General features: G+C 70.3%; 11 protein-coding genes and 1 pseudogene. 3 read left to right on the top strand and 9 right to left on the bottom strand.

The window, feature by feature from the left end; translation table 11 throughout:
- Window positions 1-83 precede the first annotated feature (83 nt).
- The 6 genes from U4E84_RS06490 to U4E84_RS06515 all read right to left on the bottom strand — a co-directional run bounded on the left by U4E84_RS06490 (window position 84) and on the right by U4E84_RS06515 (window position 4170).
- Entirely contained in the window at window positions 84-266 is a 183-nt protein-coding gene (locus U4E84_RS06490; RefSeq protein ID WP_322531281.1) for an RNA-protein complex protein Nop10, read from the bottom strand.
- 39 nt (window positions 267-305) lie between these two features.
- The gene (locus U4E84_RS06495; RefSeq protein ID WP_322531282.1) at window positions 306-1106 is read right to left on the bottom strand and encodes a translation initiation factor IF-2 subunit alpha; all 801 of its coding nucleotides are present in this window, start codon (window positions 1104-1106) and stop codon (window positions 306-308) included.
- A gap of 18 nt (window positions 1107-1124) precedes the next feature.
- On the bottom strand, window positions 1125-1298 hold the full coding sequence (locus U4E84_RS06500) for a 30S ribosomal protein S27e (RefSeq protein WP_322531283.1): 174 nt from the start codon (window positions 1296-1298) through the stop codon (window positions 1125-1127).
- A 2-nt stretch (window positions 1299-1300) separates the two neighbouring features.
- Window positions 1301-1582, bottom strand: a complete 282-nt coding sequence (locus U4E84_RS06505; protein WP_053771189.1) for a 50S ribosomal protein L44e — start codon at window positions 1580-1582, stop codon at window positions 1301-1303.
- A 121-nt stretch (window positions 1583-1703) separates the two neighbouring features.
- Window positions 1704-2432, bottom strand: a complete 729-nt coding sequence (locus tag U4E84_RS06510; RefSeq protein ID WP_322531284.1) for a cyclase family protein — start codon at window positions 2430-2432, stop codon at window positions 1704-1706.
- A gap of 124 nt (window positions 2433-2556) precedes the next feature.
- Complete coding sequence (locus U4E84_RS06515) at window positions 2557-4170, bottom strand: ATP-binding protein (protein ID WP_322531285.1); 1614 nt, start codon at window positions 4168-4170, stop codon at window positions 2557-2559.
- Between the two features lie 204 nt (window positions 4171-4374).
- Between U4E84_RS06515 and U4E84_RS06520 the strand changes: the two genes are divergently transcribed.
- On the top strand, window positions 4375-6474 hold the full coding sequence (locus U4E84_RS06520) for a S9 family peptidase (RefSeq protein WP_322531286.1): 2100 nt from the start codon (window positions 4375-4377) through the stop codon (window positions 6472-6474).
- A 45-nt stretch (window positions 6475-6519) separates the two neighbouring features.
- Here U4E84_RS06520 and mce read toward each other — a convergent pair whose 3' ends face one another.
- The gene (gene mce / locus U4E84_RS06525; RefSeq protein WP_322531287.1) at window positions 6520-6906 is read right to left on the bottom strand and encodes a methylmalonyl-CoA epimerase; all 387 of its coding nucleotides are present in this window, start codon (window positions 6904-6906) and stop codon (window positions 6520-6522) included.
- A 118-nt stretch (window positions 6907-7024) separates the two neighbouring features.
- Here mce and U4E84_RS06530 point away from each other — a divergent pair, with 118 nt between their 5' ends.
- Window positions 7025-7828, top strand: a complete 804-nt coding sequence (locus U4E84_RS06530) for a formate/nitrite transporter family protein (RefSeq protein WP_322531288.1) — start codon at window positions 7025-7027, stop codon at window positions 7826-7828.
- 47 nt (window positions 7829-7875) lie between these two features.
- Here the strand turns inward: U4E84_RS06530 and U4E84_RS06535 are convergent, their stop codons facing one another.
- Window positions 7876-9552, bottom strand: coding sequence for a methylmalonyl-CoA mutase family protein (locus tag U4E84_RS06535; RefSeq protein WP_322531289.1), 1677 nt, complete (start codon window positions 9550-9552; stop codon window positions 7876-7878).
- Between the two features lie 134 nt (window positions 9553-9686).
- Between U4E84_RS06535 and U4E84_RS06540 the strand changes: the two genes are divergently transcribed.
- Window positions 9687-10358 carry a metallophosphoesterase family protein gene (locus tag U4E84_RS06540; RefSeq protein WP_322531290.1) on the top strand — a complete coding sequence of 224 codons (672 nt, stop codon included), beginning with the start codon at window positions 9687-9689 and terminating at the stop codon, window positions 10356-10358.
- 42 nt (window positions 10359-10400) lie between these two features.
- Here U4E84_RS06540 and U4E84_RS06545 read toward each other — a convergent pair.
- Window positions 10401-10587 (bottom strand): annotated as a pseudogene (locus U4E84_RS06545) (hypothetical protein); the annotation flags it as partial.

Here is a 10587-nt window from a genome sequence, read left to right on the forward strand (position 1 = left end):
CCGTGCGAGCGGCGGTCACAAGAGGGTGGCTATTCCGGCGTCGCGGTCGCGGCGGAGGGAGTGGACGCCGCTCTGAAGCGACGCTACTCCGACTCCCGCCGCCGCGCCCGCCGTCGGTACTCGCCGTAGGGGTCCTCGGGGCTGAACGGCGCGGGCGCGCTGTTCGCGGTCGGGCCGTCGCACGCCGGGCACCGGTCGCCCAGCGTGTACACCGGCCGGTCGTGGACGCGCTTCCAGTTCGCACAGACGCGGATGTCGGATTTCACGGGTGACGGGAGGGGGAGTCGGCGGGGACGTCGAACGGGCTACTCGTCTTCCTCGCGCCGGTCGCGGTGGAACCCGCCGACGCCGCCGGCGGCCTCGATCGCCTCACGGGCGCGGGCCGCGGCGGCCTCGAGCTGGGCCTCGGCCGTCTTGTAGTCGGGCGCGCGGACCTTGATGCGGTACTCGGGCGAGCCGACGTAGCCGACCTCGAGCTCGACGCCGTCGGGGACCTCGCCGTTCCCCTCCGCCGCTTCGAGGGCCGCCTTCACGTCGTCGACGCCGTCGGGGGCCGTCGATTCGAGGTCGACGTAGCCCGTCACGTCGACGTACGGCACCGAGACGTTGTCGCGGGCGGCCGCGACGATCGACTCGCGGGCCTCGTCGTCGACGTCGACGCCCTCGAGCGCCTCCTCGCCGCTGATCGCCGCCGCCTCGAAGGCGTCGTAGAGGGTGTCGTACTCGACGAGCAGCGCGTTGGCGACCGCGGTGTAGCGGTCGTCGTCGACGCCCTCGCCCAGCGCGATGAGCATCCAGTTGTCGGCCTTCTGGGCGTTCTTCCAGGCCTGTATCTTGTCCTTGCGCTGGTGTTCGTTGACGTCTTTGATCGACAGGTCGATCTGGCTCGACGACTCGTCGACGTCGAGCACCTTCGCGACGACGGTCTGTCCCTCGCGGACGTGGTCGCGGACGTTCTTGATCCAGCCGGAGGCGACCTCGCTGATGTGACAGAGGCCGCGTTTGTCCTCGTACTCGTCGAGGTCGACGAAGACGCCGAAGTCGGCTATCTCGTCTACCTCGCCGACCACCAGCTCGCCGGGTTCGGGCCAGCCGCTGTACTTCATAACGGGGTATCGAGGCGGTTACCGTGCCTCAACGGTTTCGACGATCTCGCCGTGGAACTCGGCCTCGCCGCCGGTCGGCGTCGCGAGCGTCGTGCCGCAGACCGCACAGGACACGACCGAGGCGGCCTTGCCGAAGACGACCTGTTCGTTCTCGCAGTCGCCGCAGGCGACGCGGTGGAAGTCTCCCGCCATGCTCACTCCTGGAAGGTGAGCCGGCCGGCGCGCCAGCCCTCGCGCATGTGGGCCTTGCCGCAGTCGCCGCAGCGGTACTTCAGGTGGGTCTTCTTCGTCGGCTTGTCGCCACCGGGCACCTTCGAGTATCCGCCGGCGTTGCCGATCGTCGCGAGCGCGCGGCGCCGCTGGCGCGCGTCCCGCTTCATTCCGGTCGCCCGACCCGATCGAACCTTCTCCACTTCGTGCTCCTGGTGGGAGTCACAGTGTGGACAGTACGTGTTGAAACGACGTGGCATCTCCATGGATATCGACCTTGAGTCGCGGTTCGTCGCCGACGCTTAAAACGGGTTTGGTCTGTCTCGCGGCCGGCGATCGGCCGTACCGACCGCCGGGCGGCCCGCGCCGTCGTCTCCGGGCGCGCGCTCACCCCTCCCACTCCGCCACCGCCCGGACGGGGGATCCGTCCCCCTCCCGAAGACGGAGCGGGAACGCGTACAGCCGGAACCGCGTCGGGAGCTCGTCGAGCCCGCAGAGGTTCTCGACGATCGGGAGGTCGGCGCCCAGGAGGACGTCGTGGGCGGGGGAGCCGTCGGGCTCGTCTGCCGCGGCCGCCGCGTCGGTTTCGGCCGATGACGGCGTCGGGTCCGGTCCGAAGGCGTCGAGTCCGACGCCGACGCCCCACTCCCGGCACCAAACCGCGGCCGACGCGGTCAGGTAGGGGTGGTCGCGGTACCGCTCGGTCCCCCAGCGGGTCGCCCATCCGGTGTGCAACACGAGGAGATCGATCGCGGGGTCGAGGGCGTCGACGGCGGGGTCATGGGCGTCGACCGCGAGATCGATCGAGTCCGTTCCGTCTCCGAGGCGCTCGGAGAGCGCGTCGGCCGTGATCGCCTCCCGCGGCTCCAGCGGTCGGAGGTCGACGAGGCGGGCGTCGACGGCGAACCGGCCCGGGTCGATCTCGTCGATCGTCGCCCCGTCGGGGAGCGCGTGCCGCGGCGCGTCGACGTGGGTCCCGGCGTGGGTTCCGGTCCGGAGCTCGCCCGTCGCGTAGCCGCCGTCCTCGTGGGTCGCGTCGGGCGCGAGCGTCACCTCGGGGTCGCCCGGGTACGTCGGCATCCCCGTCTCGATCGGTCGCGAGAGGTCGCGGAACACGGGTCGCGATGGGGCGTGCCCGCGGTTAAGCGTGCGGGACGCGCCGCCGCGTCGGAGCCCGCCTGCGAGCGCGCCGCGCGGATCGGCGGCCGGACGCGACGGTGGTGAGCTCGTGTGACGCGTCCTACCGCGAGCCGTCGACGAGCGCTCGATAGACGACGAGATGGTGTCCGGGGACGACGTCCATCGTCGCGGCGTATTCGACCGGATGTTCCGTCTCGTCAGCACCCACGAGCGTCACCGTGTCGCGCACCCGTTCGGCCTGTCGAAACCGCTCCCACTCGGCTTCGAAGTCGAATCCCGCCGGGAGAAATCTCGGGAGCGGTTGGCCGAGCAGCGCTCGCTGGTCGGGTCCGAAGAGCGTCGCTGTCTCCGCGTTGGCATCGACGACTCGGGCCTCGTCGTCGACGATCACCATCGCGTCGCACGCCTCCTCGAACGCCGCCCGATACGTGTCGCGGGCCCGGGTGAGGTCCGTCAACTCCGTTCGTACGTCCGTTGCAGGCCGCCGGGGTACCGAGATCGTCATCGTCGTTCCGGCGTCGCTGGCCGCTGCGTCCACGGATCCGCCGTGGCTGGTCACGATCCAGTGTGCCAGCCACAGGCCCAGCCCGCTCCCGTGGACGAGCGGCGTCTCGGTGCCCGCGTCCATCACGTCGGCCTCGTGGTCCGCGAGCCCCGGCCCGTCGTCCGCGATTCGGATCTCAACCGCGTTCGGAACGGGTTCGACCGTTACGGTGACCGTCGGACCGTCGCCGCTGTGTTTTATCCCGTTCTCGATCAGCTCCTCGAGGGCCTGTTCGAAGTTCGGGCGCACGGCCACAGTGATCGTCTCGTCGGCGGGTTCGACCGCGATCGACGCCGCCGGGTACGCCTCGGAGAGCGGCTCGACGACCTCGCCGATGAACTCGCCTATCGCCACGCTTTCGCGCTCGGCGTCGGCGGTGACGATCCGATTCAACTCGCGGGCTTTCTCGCTCAGCTCGATGAGGTCGTCGATTTTGGTCAGGACGATCTCGCTGTACTCGTCCTCCTCCCTGTCGTCGGCTATGAGTTGGGTGAACCCCCTGATGACGGAGATGTCGTTCCTGAGGTTGTGTCGCAGGACGCGGTTGAGGACGGACACGAGGTTGGTCTGTCTGGTGAGTTCGGCCTCGTGGTGCTCGCGTTCGAGTTCGCGTTCGAGAAGCCGGGTCAGCAGCTCGGCGAACATCGTCTCGGCGTCGCTGAACGCGTCGCTTCGAGCCTCCTCAGCGACGAAACAGACCGTCCCGTACGGTTCCCCCTCGACGATGAGGGTCGTGCCGTGATAACAGCGGAGCCCGTGGGACTCGTACGCCGGGTCGTCGGCCCAGCCTTGGGTCGGCGCGTCTGAGAGTGCGACGGGAGCGTCCGCATCGAGCGTGCGCCGACAGTACGTGGCTCCGAGGCTGAGCTCCAGACCGGGCGGAAACGGTCCGTCGGGCGGGTCCGTACTCACCATCGCTTCCCAGTGGTCGGTCTCCGGATCGACGCGCGTGAGATGGCCGTTGTCGACGCGCAGAAACTCCTCTCCGAGAGCGAGCGCCTCACGCGCCTTCTCCTCGAACGGATCGGGCCCCCGAACGATCTCGTACAGTCGGCGTCTGGCTTTCTCGACGGATTCCGCGGGCTCGACGTATCCGGCGGAATCGGCGCTCTCAGACATCGCTGACGAGAGAACGCGGCGGTCGGACACCCCCACTGTCGAGCGGTCCATCGCACCCGTCGCGCCCGTTCCGCGGACGTGTGGCTAGCGTTTTCATACATATACATTATATTGAAGATATTTCAAACCATTGCAGTAATATATCATCGGTACACGCGGTGCATTTTCGAACCGAGGAGTCGCGCTCCGGGTCCCACGCGGACGCCGACTTCCGCGTCCCGAACGTATTTCCTCCGGCCGCCGTTCGGTGCGTGCATGTCGGAACTGCCGCTCGACGCCTACTACGACCTGACGCAGATCGGCGAGGTCGCCGTCTCCCCGACCGGCGACCGCGTCGCCCTCACCGCGACCGAGTACGACCAGGCCGAAGAGGAGGCCGTCACCTCGCTGTTCGCCGCCCCGACCGACGGCCCCCGCGAACCCCACCGCCTGACGAGCGCGTCCGGCGCCTCCGCGCCGACGTGGGGACCGGACGGGGACCGCCTCGCCTTCCTGGCCGCCCGCGACCGCGACGTCGAGCGGCGCGTCGGGTGGCAGGACCCGGAAGCGGAGGGCGAGGACGGCGAGGCGGACCAGGACGACGAGGGAGGAGACGACGACGAGTCCCCCGGCGGCGACGACGAGCCCAAGCCCCAGGTGTGGCTGTTCGACCTCGCGCTCGGCGGCGACGCCCGACAGGTCACCGAGCGCGACGAGGGGGTCGCCGGCTTCGACTGGTCGCCTGACGGCGACCGGCTGGTGATCGAGTCGCGCGACCCGACCGACGAGGAGTCCGAGTATCTCGACCGGCTGCGCGAGGAGGGCGGCCCGATCGAGACCACCCGCCTCCAGCACAAGCTGAACGGCGTGGGCTGGACCGACGACGTGACGCCGTACCTCTTCGTCGTCGACCTCGAGGATCCCGAGAGCGACCCGCGCCGGCTCGACGACGCGTACGGCGGCGGCGCGTTCCAGGACGTCGTCGGGATGGAACCGCACTGGGGCGACGCCGGCCGAATCGCGTTCACCTCCTGCCGGCTCGACCGGCCCGACGACACCACCGTCCGCGACGTGTACGCGGTCTCGCCCGAGGGAGGCGACGCCGAGCGACTCACCGGCGGCGACCTCTCGCACGGCGCCCCGACCTGGCGTCCGGACGCCGACGAGCTGGCGACCGTCGCGGGCTATCCGGACGACCCGCCCGCACCGGCAGAGGTCTATCTCGTCGGCGAAGGGGGCCCCGTCTCGCTCACCGCGGACCTCGATCGGACGGTCGCGCGCGGCGGGGACCCCGTCTGGGTCGACGGGGCGGTCTACGTCCCCATCGCGGACGAGAGCCACACGCGGCTGGCTCGCGTGGAGACCGACGGGACCACCGAGCGCGTCTTCGCGGCGCAGGGCCGCGACCGCGCGCTGGCCGGGTTCGACGTCTCGGCCGACGGGTCGACGGCGGTGGCGGTCCTCTCCGATCCGACCGCGGGGACCGACCTGTACGCGGTCGACGTCGCCGACCTCGGTTCGACGACCGAGCCCGACTCCCTGCGGCGGCTCACTCGCGTCAACGAGTCGCTGATCGACGAGTTCGCGATGCCGGAGGCGACGCGGGTCGAGTGGGAGTCCGACGGCTGGACGCTCGACGGCGTCGTCTACCACGACCCCGACGTCGACCCGGCGGACGGCGACCACCCGCTCGTGGTAGCGATCCACGGCGGGCCGATGTCGTACGACGAGCCCGTGTTCAGCTTCGCGCACGCCGCGCTGACGAGCCGGGGGTACCTCGTCTTCCGCCCGAACTACCGCGGCGGCACCTCCCGCGGTCGGGAGTTCACCGCGGAGCTGACCGGCGCGTGGGGGACCGCCGAGGTCGACGACATCGCGGCCGGGGTCGAGTCGCTTGCGGACCGCGGCTGGGTCGACCCCGACCGCGTGTTCGGCCACGGCTTCTCGTACGGGGGGATCGCTCAGGGGTTCCTCGTCACGCAGCGGCCCGACCTCTTCGCGGCCGCGGCGCCCGAACACGGGATCTACGACCTCCGGTCGGCGTTCGGCACCGACGACACGCACACGTGGTTCGAGGCGGAGTACGGCCTCCCGTGGGAGAACCCGGAGGCGTACGACGCGGCGACGGCGATCCTCGACGCCGGAAACGTCGAGACGCCCCTGCTCGTGATGGCCGGCGGCGAGGACTGGCGCTGTCCCCCCTCCCAGTCCGAGCAGCTGTACGTCGCGGCCCGCAAGCAGGGCGTCGACGCCGAACTCGTCGTCTACCCCGACGAGCACCACAACATCGGGGACCCCGACCGCGCGATCCACCGACTGGAGAAGATCCTCGGCTGGTACGAGACGCACGATCCGGCGGTCGACGCCGAGGACTGAGGGGGCCGCCGATGGCGACCCGGGTCGCGGTGCGCCCCGTCGCCCTCAGTGCTCGACGAACTCCACGAGCACCCCGCCCGTCGAGCGCGGGTGCAAAAAGGCGACCTCGTGGCCCCACGCGCCGGGGCGCGGCCCCTCGTCGACGAGGTCGACGCCGAGCTCGCGGGCGCGGGCGAGCGCCGCCGGGAGGTCGTCGGTCGCGAGCGCGACGTGGTGGATCCCCGGTCCCTCGCGGTCGAGGTAGTCGGCGATCGCGCCGCCCTCGCGGGGTTCGAGGAGCTCGAAGTAGCCGCCGCCGTCGAGTTCGAGGAAGACGACCGTCATCCCGTCGAACGTCTCCTCGTGGGCGACCGGCGCATCGAGCAGGCCGTCGAACAGGTCGGCGAGGTCGGCGGTGTCGCGGGTCGCGACGCCGACGTGGTCGAAGCGCATATCCCCGGATCGAGCGCCGCTGACTTATAACGACCGAGCGGGGGCGGGCCCCTCCGATTCCTCACCGGGACCCAAAGGTTTGGGTGTCGGCCGGGAGTAGCGGAGGTCGAGACCACCAGTGAGCGACTCACAGACCGACGCGTCCACGGAGCAGATGTCCTCGCGCCACGTCCTCGACTCGCTGCTCGAGAGCGGGCTCCACGAGATGAATCGGGAGCGCTCCGGGTTGCTGCTCTCGGGGCTGTCGGCGGGGCTCGACATCGGCTTCGGCCCGCTGATGATGGCGGTGGTTCTGACGCTCTCGCCGGGGAGCTTCGGCGATCTCACGACCGAGCTGCTGCTCGCCGGCGTCTACTCCATCGGCTTCATGTTCGTGATCCTGGGTCGCTCGGAGCTGTTCACCGAACACACGACGCTGGCGGTGATCCCGGTGCTCGACCGGCAGGCGTCGCTCCGACACCTGGGCCGGCTCTGGGGGCTGGTGTACGTCGGAAACGTCGTCGGGGGACTGTGTTTCACCCTCCTCGTGACCCTGTTGATGCCGGAACTGGGCGTCGTCGACCCGCAGTCCTTCGAGACCATCGCCCTGAAGCTCGTCGACCACGACCTCCCCTGGCTGTTCATCGGCGGCGTCTTCGCCGGCTGGCTGATGGGGCTGCTGGCGTGGCTCGTGACGGCGGCTCAGGACACGACGAGCCGGATCCTCCTCGTGTTGATCGTCACCGGGACGATCGGCCTCCTCCACCTCCCGCACTCGATCGCGGGCAACGTCGAGGTGCTGTTCGGGCTACTCGTCTCGCCCGCGATCACCGTGGCCGACTACGTCGCGTTCCTCGTGCTGGCGACCGTCGGCAACGCCTTCGGCGGCGCGGTGTTCGTCGCGCTGCTGAAGTACGGCCACGTCGTCCGCGGCGCGAACTGACCGCGCCTCGGAACCGACCCACGGCGCGAGCCGGCTCCCGGACGGCCCTATCGCCCCGGCTTGTACTCCCCGAACTCGTCGCGGAACACGTCCGAGACCTCCTGGACCGTCGCGTACGCCTTCACGGCGTCGACGATGTGCGGCATCACGTTCTCGGACCCCTGCGCGGCCTCGCGCACCGACGCGAGCGCGTCCTCGACCGCGTCGTCGTCGCGGTCGTCTTTCACCCCCTGCAGGCGATCGCGCTGGTTCTGCTCCTGCTCCGGGTCGACCTCCTCGAGGTCCATCTCCGGCTCCTCGTCGACCTCGAACTCGTTGACGCCGACGATGATCCGCTCGCCCGCCTCGATCTCTCGCTGGCGCTCGAAGGCGACGTCCTGGATCTGCCGCTGGACCCACTGGCTCTCGACCGCCTCCAACATCCCGCCGCGGCGATCGACCTCCTCCAGTATCTCGAAGGCCTCCTCCTCGATCCCGTCGGTGAGGCTCTCGACGTAGTACGACCCGGCGAGCGGGTCGATGGTGTCGGCCGCGCCCGACTCGTGCGCGAGGATCTGCTGGGTGCGCAGCGCGGTGCGGACCGACTTCTCGGTGGGGAGCGCGAGCGCCTCGTCCTTCCCGTTGGTGTGGAGGCTCTGGGTGCCGCCGAGCACCGCCGCGAGCGCCTGGTAGGCGACCCGGACGACGTTGTTCTCGATCTGCTGGGCGGTCAGGGTGGAGCCGCCCGTCTGGGTGTGGAACTTGAGCTGTTTCGATTTCGGGTTCTCCGCGCCGAAACGGTCCGCCATGATCGTGGCCCACATCCGGCGGGCGGCGCGGAACTTGGCGGCCTCCTCGAACACGTTGTTGTGCGCGTTGAAGAAGAACGAGAGCTGCGGGGCGAACTCGTCCACGTCGAGGCCGGCGTCGATCGCGGCCTGCACGTACTCGATCCCGTCGCCGAGCGTGAACGCGACCTCCTGGGCGGCGGTCGAGCCGGCCTCGCGGATGTGGTACCCCGAGATGGAGATGGTGTTGAAGTTCGGGACCTCGGCGGCGCAGAAGTCGAAGACGTCCGTGATCAGCCGCATCGAGTGCTCGGGCGGATAGATGTAGAGGTTGCGCGCGACGTACTCCTTCATGATGTCGTTCTGGATCGTGCCGCGCAGTCGGTCGCGCGGGACGCCCTGTTTGTCCCCCATCGCGACGTACATCGCGAGCAGGACCGCCGCGGGGGCGTTGATCGTCATCGAGGTGGACACCTCGTCGAGGGGGATCCCGTCGAAGACCGTCTCGAAGTCGTCCAGGGTGTCGATGGCGACGCCCGAGCGACCCACCTCGCCCTCGGCCATCGCGGCGTCGGAGTCGTACCCCATCTGCGTCGGGAGGTCGAACGCCATCGAGAGCCCCGAGGACCCCTCGTCGATGAGGTAGTTGAACCGCTCGTTGGTCTCCGCGGCGGTGCCCATCCCCGCGTACTGTCGCATCGTCCAGAGCCGGCCCCGGTGCATCGTCGAGTAGACGCCGCGCGTGTACGGCTCCACGCCCGGGTTCCCCAGGTCCTCGCGGTAGTCGTGGTCGGGGACGTCGGCCGGCGTGTACAGCGGATCGACCTCCTGCCCGCCGGTGTCGGTGGTGAACGTCTCCTTGCGCTCGCCGAACCGGTCGACCGTCTCGCCGTACGTCCCCGCCTCCCAGGACTCCTTGGCCTCCCGGATCGCGGCCAGTTCCTCAGGATCGTACATTAGTGACTCAGTCGGCCGACCGCGACTTAACCCTTTTCGGGGACGGGACCGGTGACGGGGCAGGGTGGCGACGCGCTCGCCGCCCGCTCGCACGGACCGAACCTATTCGGGCGTCGACGCCCAACCGGTAGCCGATGAAGGTGGGGCTCATCTCGGACGTCCACGCCAACCTCCCGGCGCTCGACGCGGTCCTCGACGACATGCCCGCGGTCGACCGGATCGTCTGCGCCGGCGACGTGATCGGCTACAACCCGTGGCCGGCCGAGTGCGTCGAGCGCGTGCGCGAAGTCGCCGCCGAGACCGTTCGCGGGAACCACGACCGCACGGTCGAGACGCCCGGGCGCTACCGCGCGAACCGGATGGCCGAGGCCGGACTCGAACACGCGAAGGCGTCGCTGTCGGACGACCAGCTCGACTGGCTCCGGGGGCTCCCGCGCGCCGAGACGCTCGCGGGCGGACGGTACCTGCTGGTCCACTCGCACCCGGCGCCCGAGCGCGAGGACGCGTACGTGTTCCCCGAGGAGTTCCCGACGCTCGACCGCCACATGGGCGAGTACGACGGGATCGTCCTCGGGCACACCCACGTTCAGGGGAAGCGATCCGTCGCGGGGGGCGTCGTCGTCAACCCCGGCAGCGTCGGCCAGCCTCGCGACGGCGACCCCCGGGCCGGATACGCGGTCCTCGACGCCGCGGCCGACGAGGTCGACCTCCGCCGGGCGTCCTACGACGTCGACCGCGTGAGCGAGGCCGTCGCCGAGGCGGGGCTCCCGGAGCGCACGGCCGAACGCCTCTACGTCGGCGAGTGAGCGGGGGACCGGGTCCGGTGTGGAAGCGCCGTAGCCGACCGCTCAGGACCAGAGGCCGGTCACGAGCAGGAGGTTCCGCGCGGCGGTCGCGAGCGAGAGCACGCCCACGCCGGCGCACATCAGGGTCGCGACGAGCCGTCGGGTCCCGCCCGCGACCGCGACGGGAATCCCGATGACGACCATTCCGGTCGCCTTCGTGAGCACCATTCCGGGGACGAGCCCGAACGCG

The sequence above is a fragment of the Halorubrum sp. AD140 genome, from assembly GCF_034497445.1.
Lineage (GTDB): Archaea > Halobacteriota > Halobacteria > Halobacteriales > Haloferacaceae > Halorubrum.